This window comes from Bremerella sp. JC817 (genome assembly GCF_040718835.1).
GTDB lineage: Bacteria > Planctomycetota > Planctomycetia > Pirellulales > Pirellulaceae > Bremerella.
Genome location: NZ_JBFEFG010000274.1, coordinates 365984 through 380773, shown reverse-complemented (window position 1 = coordinate 380773; position 14790 = coordinate 365984). Strand labels below are relative to the sequence as shown.

10 protein-coding genes and 1 tRNA gene are annotated in these 14790 nt (G+C 56.7%); 2 read left to right on the top strand and 9 right to left on the bottom strand.

The window, feature by feature from the left end; translation table 11 throughout:
* Nucleotides 1–9 precede the first annotated feature (9 nt).
* Together AB1L30_RS15710 and AB1L30_RS15705 are read right to left on the bottom strand one after the other, a co-directional pair.
* Nucleotides 10–2289 carry a transglutaminase-like domain-containing protein gene (locus AB1L30_RS15710; protein WP_367014374.1) on the bottom strand — a complete coding sequence of 760 codons (2280 nt, stop codon included), beginning with the start codon at nt 2287–2289 and terminating at the stop codon, nt 10–12.
* Nucleotides 2282–3478 carry a DUF58 domain-containing protein gene (locus AB1L30_RS15705; protein ID WP_367014373.1) on the bottom strand — a complete coding sequence of 399 codons (1197 nt, stop codon included), beginning with the start codon at nt 3476–3478 and terminating at the stop codon, nt 2282–2284. Before AB1L30_RS15705 ends, AB1L30_RS15710 begins: the two co-directional genes overlap by 8 nt.
* Before the next feature lie 433 nt (nt 3479–3911).
* Here AB1L30_RS15705 and AB1L30_RS15700 point away from each other — a divergent pair, with 433 nt between their 5' ends.
* Nucleotides 3912–5294: a sulfatase-like hydrolase/transferase gene (locus tag AB1L30_RS15700; protein ID WP_367014372.1), complete on the top strand. Its 1383-nt coding sequence runs from the start codon at nt 3912–3914 to the stop codon at nt 5292–5294.
* 63 nt (nt 5295–5357) lie between these two features.
* On the opposite strand, the gene AB1L30_RS15695 is transcribed toward AB1L30_RS15700, so the two are convergent.
* The 4 genes from AB1L30_RS15695 to AB1L30_RS15680 all read right to left on the bottom strand — a co-directional run bounded on the left by AB1L30_RS15695 (nt 5358) and on the right by AB1L30_RS15680 (nt 10521).
* Nucleotides 5358–7301, bottom strand: a complete 1944-nt coding sequence (locus tag AB1L30_RS15695; RefSeq protein WP_367014371.1) for a metallophosphoesterase family protein — start codon at nt 7299–7301, stop codon at nt 5358–5360.
* 183 nt (nt 7302–7484) lie between these two features.
* Nucleotides 7485–9137, bottom strand: a complete 1653-nt coding sequence (locus AB1L30_RS15690; RefSeq protein ID WP_367014370.1) for a TROVE domain-containing protein — start codon at nt 9135–9137, stop codon at nt 7485–7487.
* 302 nt (nt 9138–9439) lie between these two features.
* Nucleotides 9440–9515, bottom strand: a tRNA-Gln gene (locus tag AB1L30_RS15685).
* Between the two features lie 292 nt (nt 9516–9807).
* Nucleotides 9808–10521, bottom strand: coding sequence for a divalent cation transporter (locus AB1L30_RS15680; RefSeq protein WP_367014369.1), 714 nt, complete (start codon nt 10519–10521; stop codon nt 9808–9810).
* Between the two features lie 217 nt (nt 10522–10738).
* Between AB1L30_RS15680 and AB1L30_RS15675 the strand changes: the two genes are divergently transcribed.
* Nucleotides 10739–11905: a hypothetical protein gene (locus tag AB1L30_RS15675; protein ID WP_367014368.1), complete on the top strand. Its 1167-nt coding sequence runs from the start codon at nt 10739–10741 to the stop codon at nt 11903–11905.
* An 87-nt stretch (nt 11906–11992) separates the two neighbouring features.
* On the opposite strand, the gene AB1L30_RS15670 is transcribed toward AB1L30_RS15675, so the two are convergent.
* From AB1L30_RS15670 to ruvB, 3 genes are all read right to left on the bottom strand, one after another.
* Nucleotides 11993–12307 (bottom strand): hypothetical protein, encoded by a 315-nt coding sequence (locus tag AB1L30_RS15670; protein WP_367014367.1) that lies wholly within the window; start codon nt 12305–12307, stop codon nt 11993–11995.
* Between the two features lie 49 nt (nt 12308–12356).
* Nucleotides 12357–13364 carry a DUF1559 domain-containing protein gene (locus AB1L30_RS15665; protein ID WP_367014366.1) on the bottom strand — a complete coding sequence of 336 codons (1008 nt, stop codon included), beginning with the start codon at nt 13362–13364 and terminating at the stop codon, nt 12357–12359.
* A 323-nt stretch (nt 13365–13687) separates the two neighbouring features.
* Nucleotides 13688–14704 carry a Holliday junction branch migration DNA helicase RuvB gene (ruvB, locus tag AB1L30_RS15660; RefSeq protein ID WP_367014365.1) on the bottom strand — a complete coding sequence of 339 codons (1017 nt, stop codon included), beginning with the start codon at nt 14702–14704 and terminating at the stop codon, nt 13688–13690.
* Nucleotides 14705–14790: the final 86 nt, after the last annotated feature.

Here is a 14790-nt window from a genome sequence, read left to right as displayed (position 1 = left end):
TCGGTCCTTCTAAGTAGGTTTCGTCAAAGTGGATTGTGCCTGGCGAGCATCTTTCAGGCGTCGCGGCGAGAGCCACGCGACCACGGCCAACGAAGCCGCGCGAAGATCTGCTTTCAACGCATCGTCCGAATCACGACCGTCGTGATAAATGGCTTGCTGGCCGAGATCGTAATACTGACGCAAACAGGCCTCGTTCGGCCCTAGCGGCAAGATCGCCCTGGCGAATGAATGTCCCTTGGAAGTTGCCAGTCCGGCCGATTGCAGACGGGCGTCCAGGAGTCGTTGCGTTAGGTAAACGATCTGTCGCGGCGATCGATTCAGCCCCAGTCGCCACGACCAATAGATCCATCCGCGACGGATCGGCTTCTGCAAGACACGAACCAAAGCCCACACGCAGATCAGCCCAATCACGATCCGGATCCCATGGTCGGCCAGGAAATCCCAGAACGCTAAGAACGACATGGGGCGTCCGCCGCCATTGGGGCTGGGGATCTCGAAACCAGGCGTCGGTTCGATGTCGACCCAAACGCGATTGTCGAGTTTGACCTGAGCCCAGTAGTGAACGTCGTCTTCTTCGATCGGCAGTTGGCCGTTGAGCCACGAACGTTTTTCTTCCTTCGCGTAGTAACCTCCGACGAGTCGCGACGGGTAGCCCAGCGAACGGAGTAAGATCACGGCGGACGATGCGAACAAATAGTCCGGCCCACGCTTCGACTTGACTAGGAAGTAGAAAACGGAGTCGGTTTCTTCGGGAGGAACCGTCGCTTGCGGGTCATACTCGGCATGTTTTCGCAAACCATCGACAACCCCCATCACTTCGTCCCAGCCTTCTCGTCTGCCGGCCGTCCAGGTTTCGAGGAGCTTCGCCATCTCTTGGGGAAGGAGCGGCTTGTCTTGCCGATCACGCCATCGCTGCAGCGTACGAAGGACACTGGTGTGGCTGTATTCGTTGCCGCGAGAACTTGCCAGAAACTTCCAAAGCAGTTCCGGATCGCTTCGCATTCGCTCGGCCAAGGCTTGCAATTCGTAGTGGGTAACCACCAACGATGCTTCGCCTGACCAATCCGGAGAGCTCTCGAGCAGTTGTCGCAAGCGATCAGGCGAGATCTCATTCAGTTCCGGAGCGAGTGTGCCGGCCCCTTCTTCGCTCATCGAACGCATCAGCATCGTTCGGGTCTGCTCGAGGAAGTCTTTGTCGTTGATGTCAGGCAGGTTGGTAATCTTCGAGTAATCGAGATCTTCCGCCTTAAGCAGCTTCGTCAGACCTTGGTTATCCGCGATCTGAGCCGTCATCGCTGGAAGCTGCGACTTCTTATCGGCCAGCCACTGCTTGCCATTGAACTGATCGTAGTTGGTCGAAGGGATATGGCGAATCTGATTGGTCGCCAGGCTGAACAAGCGTTTGAATTCCTGATCGCCATCCGCACCGCTGCGGATCGTCGAGAACTGGCGATAGAGGTCCTTCTGGGCTTCTTTCTTCTGGGCCCCCTCCCCTGCTCCGGCCTCTTTGGATTTCGAGGCATCGGCGCCGAGGGCCTTCTCGGTGGCTTGTTCCACGACCGCTTCTTCGTCCTCATCCTTCTGAAACGAGTAGTCCCGTTTCAGTTGGTCCGATCGCTGCTGCCGGGCAATCGGATCGAATCGCTCGTCCACTTTTCGCTGCTCGTCCGAGTACAAAAGCGTCGTGCCGATGAACCCGACCGCGACGAGCACGACGCAGCCAGAAACGAAGTCCCACTTCCAGGGAATGGCCTGGGCGACGTGCTTCTCCGATTGCCAGTTGTGCTGATCGTTCGCCGTTAGCCACATGGTGACGACGATCAACTCGAACAGCAGGCAAAGCGTCACCACCAGCGAGCTTTCTAACGTGAATGCAAACAAGACGAGCAACATGCCCACGAAGAGCGTGGCCCGTCGCCGAACGGAATCGAAGGTGAAGATCGCCGACGTCGCACACAGGTTCCGCATCGATTCCATCAGCAGCGAGTCAATGCGTTCGTATTCGTCAAAGGCCAGCGATCTTAAGACTGGGATCGACAATGCCGTACACATGACGGCGGCCTGAAGCAGCGGCGGAAAGTTGCGTCGCTGACGAGTCGCCGCGTTACGTTCCAGTTCGCCAATCAGCAGGAAGATGATTGCCACCGCGGCCCCCCAGGCCAGGCTGATACCGAGACCAATCGCTGCAGAACGATCCGAGTAAATCGAAGCATTCGCCGCGGTGATCCCACCCAGCGCTGCCAGAATCGTCAACACTTCGATTCGCGAAACAGGAATTCGGTTAGCCATGAATCCGTTCTCCTGTCTGGGCGATTTGCTCACGCCAAGGGCTGCCAGGCGGGAACCAGTCGCAGCGGATTGCGGTTGGTGGCTGATTCACGCTGGTGGTGATCACTTCGTCGAACAGTGCCAGCGAAGTCGAAGCATCGAAGTCACGCTGCGTGATTAAAACCGAGCGAATTGAATCGCGACGTTTTGTTTCCGAAGCCGAGCCTTCTTCGCGCAGTCCTTGGGCATCGAAGGTCGCCAGGAAGTCGAGCACCGCGTTGAGGCCGACCCCATCGATGCCATCCCAGGCCGGATAGCCAGGCAGTTCTAAATCGACATGCCAGCCCGAGGCGACTGCGTCCGATACCAGGCTCGCGGCGATCGTAATCGCCGCTTCGTACGCTTCCCGTTCCGCGGACGTATCTTTTGCCGCCTGAAGTTCGAGCCGGACACGCAGTCGGCGGGATGAACGAGACTCGCGTTCACAGACAATCAACTCACCTCGGCGGGCCGTGTGTCGCCAATGTACACGACGCAGTGACTCGCCTGGTCGATATGGCCTTGGTCCGGCGATGTCCCCTTCGTCACCGAATCGCTGCTGACTGGCAGTCGAACGATCGTACCCTGCGAATCGAGAGTCGCTGGAGCGTTTCCAGATCGAGACGAGTTCTGGCCAAACGATCATGCGTCGTGGAATCGAGAATGTTGATTGGGAAGTCTTCAATCCAAAGGGAAAGCGTGTCAGCAGTGTGCCGGTTTCTTCAGGGAAGAGCCCGCGCGCGGTAGGTTCTAGCTCGACGACCGTCGAACTCGTCCCATGTCGCGGTATGCGACTGATCATCACGGGATGCAGTTTGCCTTCGGGATGAGCGACCGAAGAACGTTCGCTGAGCTGCGTGACGGTGGTTCCCCACGGCCATGGATTGGTGTTCGTAAGTTCGACCCGAAGCGGACTTGGTTTGCCGACCTGGCCGCGAGGTTGAAGGGGAATTAGACGGGCCGAGATCTTCCGCAAGGAAAGATGCGGCAAGATCAGACCGACCACCACCACCAAAAGCAATGTGCCCGTCATCACGAAGGCTCGACCATGCCAGACGACGCCGCACATCACCGAAGCCGCCATCACGCAAAACAGAACCCATCCCATCGGATAGGCGTTGTGCGTTGGACGTTTCGTAGGAGATCGTTTGCGGCGCGGGAGTGAGATCATCCTCTCCCTTCCTCAAGGCAAGCGTGCAGGTGGAAGTAGCAGTGGGTCGCGTGCCATTGTTCCGTGAAATGGACGCGAGGGAAGATGCTCCGAGGAAACTTCATCGAGAATTCGCCATTTGCTACATCGCCACGGAAAGCGGCGCAAATTGCGAAGTCGTATGAAGCCTCGGTGGTTTCGATTGTACGCTGGATTCACACCGTTCGCCTGCCCTTCTTCGGAGCGGTCTCGAGTGGACGATCGATTGCCTAATTCTCTCGCATACGAAATTTGACGGTGACGTTCCCAGAGAGCAGAATACGAGCGGAATGGCACGCAGCCTTTGCCTAGCCGTGTTTCCCCGAAACGATGGTTTCGGCCCCACCAAAATCCCTGGTTGATGGCATCGTCGGCGAATGCATCCGGCGATGTTGTCTTCGTCACAAGGTCTGCCATGTTCTCCTCCCCTGCTCTGGCTCGTTGCCTTGCTTTCCGAATGCCGTCGTGTCTTTCGCTTCTGATGCTGCTGGGCCTCTTCACGCCGATCGTGATCGCCGAGGCTGCTCCGCGGGAGAAACCCAATATTGTGGTCATCATGGCGGATGACATTGGGTACGAGTGCCTCGGATGCTACGGCAGCCAGGCGTACCCGACGCCCAACATCGATCGGCTGGCGAAGGAAGGGATGCGATTCGAGAACGCCCATTCGCAGCCACTCTGTACGCCATCTCGGGTGCAGATCATGACCGGTATTTACAACAACCGAAACTACATTCGCTTCGGCCTGCTCGATCCTTCCGTGACCACGTTCGCGAATGTGCTGCGCGATGCTGGCTACGAAACCTGTATCGCTGGCAAGTGGCAACTGGGTGGCGGCTTTGAAGGCCCCGGCAAATTTGGATTCGATCACTACTGCCTTTGGCAACTAACGCGTCGGCCAAGTCGCTATCCGAATCCTGGTCTGGAAATCGATGGCAAAGAAGTCGATTTCAAGAATGGCGAGTTTGGCCCAGACGTGGTCAGCGACTACATCTGTGACTTCATGGAAGCGAACAAGGAGAAGCCGTTTCTGGTTTACTATCCGATGATCGCTCCGCATTGGCCATTTCTGCCGACGCCCGATCATCCCGATTGGGACCCGGCGATGTGGCGTGACGAAAAGAGCGAGCCAGGCGGATTCAAAGGTCCCAAGTATTGGGATGCCATGGTTCAATACACCGACAAGATGGTCGGCAAAGTGATCAACAAGCTCGACGAATTGAAGCTTCGCGGGGATACCCTCGTGCTGTGGACCGGAGACAACGGCACCTACACCAGCATCGTGACACCTTTCCATGGTCGTGACTACCGTGGGGGCAAAGCAAGTACGAAGGACAACGGCACGCATGTCGGTTTCATCGCGAGTTGGCCAGGCCAGATCGAGGCGGGCTCGGTCGTGTCGGACCTGGTCGATTTCAGCGATGTCTTTCCGACGGTTCAAGAAGTTGCCGGTGTCGAAACGGAGCCGAAGGATGCTCTCGATGGCATCAGCTTGAAACCGGTCTTCGAGGGAAAACCACGCGAGAAAGATTTCATTTACTGCTGGTATCAACGCGATGGCCAGCGTGGCAAGGCGTCGCAGCATGTACGGGACGCTCGCTACAAAGTCTATGCCGACGGCAAAGCATACGATGTTCTTAAGGATCCGCTGGAAGAGAACGACCTGACGCCATCGCTTGCCGGTAGCGAGTCGGCCGATCGGATCGCCGAGCTGCGAAAAGCATTGGCCCGGCACGAAGCGATCACGCAGCAGGCCGATGCGAAGCAGAAACAGTTGCGGCAAAAGTTTGGTAACTAGGCGCATGCCAAGAGCCTGGCGAAATACTCGCCAGGCTCTTTTTGATTCTTGCGGAACTACCGACTAGGCGAAAGCAACTTCGATCGGCGTGGCATCTTCGGTGATGGCCAGCGAAGCGAGTGTCGTTTCGTTGATCTGGGTCTGACCGAGTTGAACGGTATGCGTTCCTTCTGCGTAGACCGGCGGGCGGAACGAGGTACCGTGAATCCGCTGCGTGTAAAGGACATCGCCGGTGTTGTCGTGAACGACCTGAACGACCGGGTTGGTGCCTTCCGGGAAACGCAACTCTGGCAGGAAGCCCACCGGCTTGCGGCCATCGTAATCGGCAACCGCCACGGTAATGGGCCAGCCTGGGAACTGCTCGCTGTTTCCCTTCTTCGCGTCGGAGAAACGTGGCCAGCATTCGAGGGTGACTTGCTGGCTCTGCTTGTTGAAGCGAACCAGGCCATAACCATCGGCACGTTGCTTCTCGTCCTTGATGTTCGGCGGGTTGGCGTACGCCATCATCGAGATCTTGTTGCCCAGGCCATCTTTGAAATCGCCGGTCCACGGCAGCGGGCTATCGGGAACTGGGTTCGGGCCTGGCTTTTCATCTTCTGGGTGCCACCAACGTCCGTAGATCGTGTTGACGAGCGCCGGACTGGTGAACCCGAACGGGCCGTCGCCGAAATGGTCGATGCCATGCTTCACGACGACCGACAGATGCTGGTCACCGCAAAGGTGGATCGCCTTGGCACGACGAATTTCTTCGAGTGCTTTTCGGCGACCCGTTTGCGGCCAGCCATTGCAGTCGAGATCGGCCAGCAAGCGACCTGTTTCGCTGCCATGCATGTGCACGGCACCGCAGAAAGCGGTTTGCGACAGAACACACTTCATGTCGACGTCGCTCCAGTCTTGTCCCCAATCTTTCAGGAACTTGAGCTGGCGTTCGCCCAGCAGGACGAGGCCTGGCAGGTCGATCGAGGCGGGATCGTACTTCGGATCGTTGATATGATCCGGGCGAGGTCCCATCTGCGGAATCTTACCGGCAGGGCCGCTCTTGAATTTGCGATCTTCCAGAATACAAAAGTCGACGCCACCCACTTTCATACTGGTGAAGTAGACCGTGATGCCGCGTTCGATGGTCGCCGGATCGGGCGAGTCTGGCAGATGCCACGACTGCTGTCGCTGCACCATGTTGACGTACTCGGCCGGGTACATAAAACCGCCATCGGCGTTGCCCGCCAAGGTCGACAGCCGACCGTTCTCGCCCCAAAGATTGGGCTGGCCCACGTCGTGATCGTCGGGCGTGCAAATCGTTGGTCGATCTTTCAAGACATCCCGGAACTGCAAACCAAATTCGATCCAGCCAGCGGTGTGTTCGGTATGACGATAGGTCTGGTCGCCGGCGAAGAACAGCAGGTCCGGATCTTGATGCAGCAGGTTCTCGACGATCTCGTGACGTTCGCCGGTCGTGCGGGAAGAGTTGCACGACATATTGGCGACGACGATCTCGTTCTTGTCGACGGGATCTCTACGGATCGTTCCCTCGAACATCGCGTCGTTGCCGTGACGCACGCGGTAAGGAACCGTTTTCGTGCCATCCCAATCTTCCACGCGGAAGTGCGCACTCCAGCCTGGGAACAGCACCTCTTCACGAGCGATCTCGGTCCACTCGCCATCCTTCTGCACTTCTAGACGCGCGACGCGGGCTTCGTCTGGCTTTAAAGGAAAGAGTTGGGCGGTCATCTTCAAGACGCCGTTGGCCTGCGTGTAAACCACGAAGGCGACCACTTCGTTGCGAGGAACGATAAGCGAAGGAGGAATGTTCTTTCCCTTCGGCTTCTTCTCCCACCAGTTGCCGACGGCCAGGGAGTCGAGTTGCTTGAATTCATCGCCGAAAGGTTTGGCAGGATCGATGGGGGCTGCGGTCGTGGCGGTGGCATCTTCGGCTTGGGCCAAAGCTGCCGGACCGGTCCAGGCAAAAGCGGATGATAGCTTCAGCCAGATACGTCGAGAAAGCTTCATGTTCGTTTCTGGGGGAGAAGGAATATGGCGGGGATTGTGAACGATTCTATTTTGGTCCAACAAAGCAGCGTCACAACCATATTATGCCCCATCCAGCCCGATTCGTGGGGGGAAACGGCATGACGAACCGAAAAAAACGCCTGAGTCCGCTGGGAACCGAGGCGTTTCTGAAATTTCGAGTTTTCAAGACGACAGGTTTGTCGCTTCGATCTGAGCAACAAACTGCCCGGCGTCTCCCTCGAGGAATGATGCCACGACCTGGAAGACCGCATCGCTGAAGCCTCCCACGTTCAAGATATCCTTCCGGTCAGGTGCCTGAGTCGTCTTGTTCGGCTGCAAGTCGATACAGATCAGCTTCGGAGACGCGATCTCGTGTCCACGCAGCTTCATCTGATTTCCGACGAACTTCTGCCACTGCTGCATCACTTCCGTCTGACTCGTTCCGTAAGAAGGACCCGACGTCACCCAGCTCTCGTTGTCGCTGAGCAGAACCGCACCCACGAACGGACGATCGGCGTAACGTGTGTTGGCGGCTTCCAATGCCTTCGAGCAATTGGTTCCACCACCACCGTAACGAGCCAACCGCTCGGACAAGCTTAAGATCGAATCGTTCGGATCGATGCGAGCTTCGTAAGCGGCCGTATCGAACGGCACGACGACGCTGTCTGGGTTGCGACGCAAAATGGCTGCCGCGAACAAAGCCGCAACGTCGACACACTTCATTGCGGAAGTTGCGCCGAAGCCTTGGTAACCGGTCACTGGCCAATGCATCGAACCAGAGACGTCGAGCCCGATCAGCACGGGACCTGGCAACTGCGGAACGTTCTGACAAGCGATCTCCGCGGCGCGATGCAGCGCCCCCTTGATCGCTTGCGGCATCTTTTCGTCAGCAAACTTGTACGCCGCCAGGTATTGGTAAGGCAACTGCTTGGAACGCTTGATTTCGTTCTCGTCTGCGAATCGCTTCGCAATCATCGAAACCATTTCGGCGTCCGGCTTACCTCGGAAACCACGCAGCACACCATGACGCAGTAGCGTGTTCAGATTCATCCGCAGTGCCTGCGGTCCCATCTGCTTGGCGATTTCCTTCCAGACCTTGTCGTCCAATGCCTTATCGGCCAGCATGTCCCAACGAACCTTCAGGCCTTCCAGCAGGCGAACCTGATAGTCGGCGTACTTCGCCTGACGGTATTCTTCCAGACGCCGCACTTCTTCCGGCAAGTCGGCCAGCGTAGCCGGAGCCCACTGGGCGACCGGCTTGTTGGTCAACCAACCAAACAGCGCACGACGCTGGTTATCCTTCGGCTTCGGACGAGCCATTCGCAACACGTCGCGCAGTGAAGGATCGTTGCCGATCGAAGCGGACAATAGCTTTTGCGTCGAAGCCTCGTTCAACCAACGCTGAAACGCCCGCTTCAAGCTGGAAGACAAACCCGTGCGACCAAACTGCCCACTACGAACCATCTGGAAAACGCTCCGCAGCATGCGGCCGTTATCGACGATGCGATCGAAGACCTGATGCGTAAGTTCGTTGTCGCGGGTCGACAAGATTACCAGTAGCGCCGCCGGCATATCCTTCATCATTCCACGTTGACGAGCATAGATCGCCAGCTTCGCCAGGAAGACGTTGTCGTCGATCCGTTCGGCCAGCTTCACCATGTCGTCTAGCTGCTGCTGCGCCGACACGTAGAACGTGCTCGACAAACAGCCGGTCGTTGCCAACTGCGCCAAGGCTTGCTTGGGCGGCAGATGGTAGGCGATCCCGCCGGCGTTGTTCTGGGCGTTGGCTCGCGGTCGCTTCGACTTCTTGTTTCCGAATAGCTGCTTGTTCGCCATGGAATCAGTTCCTGTTGGCAACGTGAAATGGGATGGGAAAGAATGGATCACCGAGCGCAGCCCGCTGCGGGGCCTCTCGATCTTGGCCGGCATCAGAAGTGATACCGGGAGTGGGTTAAAAAACGAGAAACGACGAAGTGTTGACCAGAGTCCTTACGTCGCTCTGCCAATTGAGCTACGCCCCGTTTACTGACAAGTCGGGACGGTGGGACTCGAACCCACAACCTACGGATCCTAAATCGTGTACTCCGAATCGGCAGTCGTTCCTCGCGTTTGAACCAGGAATGCTCCTGGCTCAAAGGCTGCGGGAGTTGGAATTGAACCAACGGCACTTCGATTCAAAATCGAAGATCGCATACCAACAGCGACTATCCCGCAAGGCATGAAAAAAGGCTCTTCGCCGCTTTCGACGAAGAGCCTTTCTCGTTGGATTAGTTGAGAAATCGGCGCGTCAAAAGCCCATGGGCCTCGTCCTCGGTTGCGGTTCCACCGGTTGTGGTTTGGTCCCGAGGGAGCTGAAGGTTGGCCGAGTTGTCACCGAGAAAAACACCAGATCACTCCTGGTTAATGCCTGGCCTAAGGTTGCTCAGGCAATGCGTAAATAAGATTCTGCCAGGATAGACCAGCACCAAGGACCAGGGTTCACGATGGCGATCGAGAATTTTCCAAACTAAGGGAGCAACTCGTGTCCCAGCACACCCAGCGCAAAGCCGAGCACGGCGCCCAGTGCCGGAGCCCAGGTATTCTCGAGCCGGGCTTGGGGAGCGATGTCTTGAAAGACGAGAAACAAAATGCCACCCCCTGCGACAAGTTTGATCGCCGCGACGACTGCCGGAAACTGAGCGAGAAAGAAATAGCCACCCAGGCCAGCGACCGGGCCGAGCAACGCCAGCAAGCCAAACACCAGCACAATGTGCAAACTCGGAACGTTCGGCCGCTGAGTCATCTCGCGGTACGCGTTAAAACCTTCCGGAAGATTTTGCAGACCGATCAACATCGCGAGCAGAACGCCTGTGTTGCCACCGGTGCTGAACGCCGCGCCCAAAGCCATTGCTTCTGGAATGAAGTCGGACAACATCGCCACAAGCTGCGTCGTTGGACTGTTATGGCGTGCTAACAAAATGTCGAGCCCGCAAAAGACAAAGCCTCCCAGCACAAACCAGAAAACCGAGTAGTGGGCGGGCAATTCTTCAATGCCCTCGGGCACCAATACCAAGGCCACCGCCGAGAACAACGCTCCACCACCAAACGCCATCACGGAGTGGCGAAATTCTTTTTCCAGCCAGTCTGGGTGGATGTGTTCAAGACTCGCAACAATAGCGCCCAGCGGCATAGCCATGCCGGCCATCAACGTCAGTAAGGTAACCGTCAACCAGGTGGGCATATTCATGGTGTCCGACAGAATTCGGGCGGCTTGCAGGCGAATTGTCGCCAGCGGCCCGCTGTTTGCGTTTTGTAAGGAAACGACCTTAAATTACCCCGTACACGGATTTTAGGTGAACTTCAGCGGTCAGCGAGGATTGCTTCGCGACCAGCCTGGGGGCCATCCAACCAACATACAACTTTTCACAATCCGTGTCAGAGACAGGAGACTTGACGCTATGGAACCCCATGTTATTCAGTCGTTGCTAGAAGAATCGAGCGAAATCTGCGTTTCTATCTACATGCCTATGTTCCGTTGGGGACGCGAAAAACAGCAGAACGAAATCCGTTACAAGAACCTTCTGCGAGATGCATCGGAACTGCTCGGCAATGATGAAGTCTGTACTGCCTCGACGCGTGATGTCATTATGCAGCGATTGGAAGAGTTCCGTGCAGAAGGTACGCACGACGCCTGGCGTCATCCTTCCGCAGGTCTCGCTTTGTTCGCCACGCCGGACTCGCTTGAAGTCTTGCCCATGGGAAAACGTGTCACCGAGCAAGTCCACGTTGGTGAACGCTTTTATTTGAAACCGCTCCTGCCGGCGATGCATGGCGATGGACGCTTTGTCCTGCTGGCGGTCAGTCAAAACCATGTACGATTGTTCGAGGGAAGTCAGGAAGGTTTGGAGGAACGCTCGCCCGACGATCTTCCAGAGAACCTGAAGGATGCATTGAACATCGACGAGTTCACTACGGCACTGCAGCACTTTAGTTACACCGAAGGTGGCCATGTCGACACGATGTATCACGGACATGGTGGCGGCGAGGACGATCACAAACAAACAATTCTGCAGTTCTTCCACCGTCTCGACGATCCAATATCGGAGTATCTGCAGGATCGCAACGATCCGTTGGTCTTCGCCGGGGTTGAGTATTTGTTCCCGATCTTTAAGGAAGCGATCTCGTATTCGCATCTGCTACCCGATGCAGTGACGGGCAATTTCGACAACGCCAAGCCAGAGACCTTACATGAGAAGGCCCTGGAAGTGGTTCAGCCGTTCTTCCAGAAGAACACGACCGAAGCGATCGATCGATATCACAATGCTCATGGACAAAACCGAGCCACTGACGATCTCGAGACGATTTTGAAGGCGGCCGAAATGGGGGCGGTCGATACGCTGTTGATCCGCGAAGATGCGGCCTTCTGGGGGCACATCGACGATCAGGGGCATATCCAGGAAGATGGCACACCGAACGAGGTCAGCCAGGATCTGCTGGATGATGCCGCCGTGGCCACGTTGAACCACGGAGGCGACGTATTCGTGGTCCGGGGAGAAGACTTCCCGGTGAAAGATGGTTCGGCCGCGGCTCAGTTGCGGTTTGAAGTCGGGGCGATGACCTCGTAATCCGAACGCTCTGTTACAAAAACGAGAAAGAGGCCTGGGAAGTTTACCCAGGCCTCTTCGCGTTTCGAATTGAACGGTCAGCGAAAGTTAGAGTTTGGCTTTCGCTTCCGAGGCCAAGGTCTTCAATTCCGCTGGCTTGGTGGCTGCTTCCATCTTTTCCAAGTCGGCCTTCAAGGTGTCGGCCAGCGAGGCATCGAACTCGCGGAGGCGTTCGATTTCGCCACTCAGCGCTTCGTAGGCACTTCCCTTCTGGCCGGTCTTCTCGACGTCGACCAGAATGCTTTGGATCGACGAAACCACGTCGTCCTTCGAACTGTCATAGACTTCTTCGCTCTGGCAGCCCATAACCATCGGTACGGCGGTCAGGCAGCAAACGAGCGACAAGCGTGCGAGCAAATTCACGGTACTCTTCCTTATCGAAAGGCAATCTGGCGACTTGGCCAGTTCGTGGTTAGTTCTTGTTGACGGGAACGCCATCTTGAATGTTCATCATGTATTCGAGCACGCTGTTCGGCGTGGCCGAAACGGTCTCGAAGTTCTCGGGCGAGTGGTCGATCGTTTCGCTGAGGAACTCGACCGAACCGTCGAACTTCACCGACATGACGCCGCCTGGGTGATAACTGTTCGGAGCCATCATCACCATATAGCCCTTGGCCCAGCCAGGGATGTTGTAGGTGTTGTCGGCGAACGAAACCTGGTTGATCTTCACCGGACCAGCGACCAGGTTGTCCATCATCGAGTCGCGTGGGTTGTTCGAGTCTGAGTCGATGCTCGCGGCCCACACGCCACCAATACGGCCGTAGATCGGACGATACGAAGACTCGGTAATCGCCAGCGTGTTGCTGGTTCCGTCAGTGATGTCACGGAACTTGGTGCCCGAGTTGGCATAGAATCCGCCGGTTGCCTTGTTGTAGGTCACCGTGCCGGAGTTGTGCGTTTGAGGATAGCCATGTGAATTCACTGCTTTGTAGCTGGCATAGGCGATCTGGTGGCTGTCGTCTGACTTGGCATCCCACCACGAACGATCGTTCAGAATCGGACCGATGTCCGATGGACAGCGATACGCATCGAGCGAAACCTGGGCGGCCTGGTACTGCGTGAACGCACTTCCGCCGCTGGTCACGCCGAGTTGATCGTGTAGCGCTGGCTGTTCAATAAAAGGCAGTAGCAGCGAAGACCAAACCCAGCCCGCCGGACCTGCGGAAGCCCAACCTGGCTGCGATGGCGGATTGGTTGGGCGAAGGACGCCAGAGGGAAACGAACCGTAGGTATCGTGATAGTTGTGCAGCGACAAACCAAGTTGCTTCAGGTTGTTCGAGCACTGGATACGACGAGCGGCTTCGCGTGCCTGTTGAACAGCAGGCAAAAGCAACGCAATCAGAACGCCGATGATGGCGATCACGACCAGAAGTTCCACGAGCGTAAACCCGTGAATCCTCCGCGCAGGATTCAACGACATGGGAGGTGCCTTTACATAACGAACAGAATAAAAGCCACTGCGCGGAGTCGCGCATGGCAGAAAATGCATGGGAAGATTTGGGGGCGGTGGGTAGGGGCGTGGCGAGCGAAAAACTCGCAAGGTAGGACCGTTAGTAACCGGTCATTGGAGTGTGCTTAGTGAATTATTATCTTGCGATGAATAAAAGTCTGTTGCACTTATAGGGTAGGTTGCCCGGCTAGAAATGGGGGCGAAACGCAAGAGTATCGTCAGAACTCTAGCAAAGATCACTCAGCGTACTGTGCGAATAGCCCAATCGCAGGGTTCGCCTGGCCGTGGCGCGCTCAATCGAGCAGCGATTTGCCTGCTTCGCCCAAGATTTTCGTGATGTGTTCGGTCGCTTTATTGGTGACCATGCGTCCGCGGGGCGTACGAACCAACAGTCCGGTCCGCAGAAGGAACGGTTCGACTTCGTCGGCCAGCGTTTCGGTAGCGGCGTTCATGGTGTGAGCGATCGCTTCGATCCCGGCTGGCCCGCCGGCGAAGACGCGGAGAATTGTCAGCAGGTATTTACGGTCCTGGTTATCCAATCCAAGACCGTCGATCTGTTGCATCTTCATGGCGTCCTGGGCCAGGGCCATGTTGATGTGCCCATCTGCTTTGCTGGTGACATAGTCACGAATCCAACGCAGTCGATTGTTGGCCACGCGCGGGGTGCCTCGGCTTCGGCACGAGATTTCCAGGGCCGCATCGTCTTCGATCGTCACGTCCAACTTCCGGGCGTTACGGCTGATGATTTCTGCCAGTTCTTCTTTGGTGTAGAAGTCGAGATGCTCTCGAAGCGGAAAACGATCGCGTAATGGTGCGGTCAGCATCCCGCTGCGCGTGGTCGCCCCGATCAAGGTGAATGGCTTGATCTGCAGATTGATCGTTCGGGCGTTGGTCCCCTCCCCTAGCACGATATCGATCCGGAAGTCTTCCATCGCCGTGTAGAGGTATTCTTCCACCGCTTTGGGCAAGCGATGGATTTCGTCGATGAAGAGAATCGACTTCTCGTCGGCATTGGTTAGGTAGGGAACGAGATCTTTGGGGGCCTGTAGTGCCGGCCCCGAGGTTAGCTGATAATTGACTCCCAGGTCTTTGGGAATGCAGGTCGCGAAGGTCGTTTTGCCGAGTCCCGGCGGGCCATCGAACAGGATATGCCCTAGCGGCTCGTCCCGTTTCACGGCGGCATCGACGACCACCTTCAGACGCTCGCGGACTTCGAGTTGGCCGACCATTTCGGAAAGGGATTGCGGACGAAGACTCTTGTCTTCTTCGCTGGGGCCGTTATCCCCTTGTAATATCGCTTCCCTGCCCATGAATGAAACCTTTTACCGCGTTACCTCGAAAGCCAGCAACCCACTGCTAACTGAACAAGTGTTGACTATCTGCCATCACTATAACA

Coding starts and splice junctions, on each gene's coding strand:
- AB1L30_RS15710 (WP_367014374.1), bottom strand. CDS start 2,289: ATGGCTAACCGAATTCCTGTTTCGCGAATCGAAGTGTTGACGATTCTG.
- AB1L30_RS15705 (WP_367014373.1), bottom strand. CDS start 3,478: ATGATCTCACTCCCGCGCCGCAAACGATCTCCTACGAAACGTCCAACG.
- AB1L30_RS15700 (WP_367014372.1), top strand. CDS start 3,912: ATGTTCTCCTCCCCTGCTCTGGCTCGTTGCCTTGCTTTCCGAATGCCG.
- AB1L30_RS15695 (WP_367014371.1), bottom strand. CDS start 7,301: ATGAAGCTTTCTCGACGTATCTGGCTGAAGCTATCATCCGCTTTTGCC.
- AB1L30_RS15690 (WP_367014370.1), bottom strand. CDS start 9,137: ATGGCGAACAAGCAGCTATTCGGAAACAAGAAGTCGAAGCGACCGCGA.
- AB1L30_RS15680 (WP_367014369.1), bottom strand. CDS start 10,521: ATGCCCACCTGGTTGACGGTTACCTTACTGACGTTGATGGCCGGCATG.
- AB1L30_RS15675 (WP_367014368.1), top strand. CDS start 10,739: ATGGAACCCCATGTTATTCAGTCGTTGCTAGAAGAATCGAGCGAAATC.
- AB1L30_RS15665 (WP_367014366.1), bottom strand. CDS start 13,364: ATGTCGTTGAATCCTGCGCGGAGGATTCACGGGTTTACGCTCGTGGAA.
- ruvB (WP_367014365.1), bottom strand. CDS start 14,704: ATGGGCAGGGAAGCGATATTACAAGGGGATAACGGCCCCAGCGAAGAA.